Genomic DNA, 1,103 nt, shown 5'->3' with positions numbered 1-1,103 from the left:
GCCGGATGGGGTGTTCCGGGCCTGACCTGGCTGCCGGGCTCGGTGGAGGACCCGTTCGGCCACGACGAGGACGACTGACGAGACGACCGGCGAACCGTCGATGACGACCGACCGTCCGGCCGCACCCGTACCCCTCGGCACCCGGGTGGTGTTGCGGTACCGCCTGCCCGCCGGCTACAGCCACCCGATGACCGACGTCATCGGCGAACTCGTCTCCGTCGAGCCGGTGGTCGCGGTGCGCAGCGCCGACGGTCGTGTCGTCCAGGTGTCCCCCGCCTCGGTCGTCGCTCTCAAACCGATCGCGGCGCGGCCGATCCGCGTCTCGGAGATCCGTGCGCTCGAACACGCCGCCGCGGCGGGGTGGCCCGGTCTGGAGTCGAACTGGGTGGACGGGTGGCTCGTGCGGGCCGGGCACGGCTTCACCCGGCGCGCCAACTCGGCGACGCCGCTGGGTGAACGCGGGACCGTGGCCGATCCCGCCGATCCGGCCGTGCGGGCCCGGCTGCGCGGATGGTTCGCGGCACGCGGACTGCCGCTGCGGCTGTTGGTGCCCGATCGGCTCGGCCGGATCCCCGAGGGCTGGCCGACCTCGGAGCCGGTGCTCGTGATGGGAGCCGACCTCGCGAACGTGCCGCTGCCCCCGGAGCCCACCCCGGTCACGATCACCGACCGGCCGGATGCCGATTGGATGTCGCTCCACCGGACCGGTGACGATCCGGTGGTCGCGCAGGACGTGCTCGGCGCGGTGGCCGCGGGCATCCTCGGGTTCGGCCGTATCGGGGTGCCCGGGCAGCCGCCCCTGGCGATCTGCCGCGCGGCGGTCACCGACGCCCCGGACGGACGCCGCTGGGTGGGCCTGTCGGCCGTGGAGGTCGCGCCCGAGCACCGGCGCCGCGGACTCGGCACGCTCGTGTGCGGCGCCGTCCTGCACTGGGCCCGCGAGCAGGCCGCGACCCACGCATACCTGCAGGTCGAGGAGTCGAACACGGCGGCCCGCGCCCTGTACCGCGAACTCGGGCTTCGTCGACCACCACCGCTACCGGTACGCCTCCGAACCCGTCGGATAGGTCACCTACAGTGGGCATGTGCGCCTTGCTACCTGG

Annotated in this window: 2 pseudogenes; both read left to right on the top strand. The window is 74.1% G+C overall.

Annotated features, from left to right (window positions below):
- Window positions 1-78: pseudogene (locus R1101_RS31255) on the top strand (peptide deformylase); the annotation flags it as partial.
- A 22-nt stretch (window positions 79-100) separates the two neighbouring features.
- Window positions 101-1,067 (top strand): annotated as a pseudogene (locus tag R1101_RS28600) (N-acetylglutamate synthase, CG3035 family).
- The last annotated feature ends 36 nt before the right edge of the window (window positions 1,068-1,103 follow it).

The organism is Rhodococcus sp. R1101, from assembly GCF_000278445.1.
GTDB classification, from domain to species: domain Bacteria; phylum Actinomycetota; class Actinomycetes; order Mycobacteriales; family Mycobacteriaceae; genus Rhodococcus; species Rhodococcus gordoniae.
The sequence above is the reverse complement of the archived record's forward strand: the minus strand, read 5'-3'. Positions and strand labels throughout refer to the sequence as shown.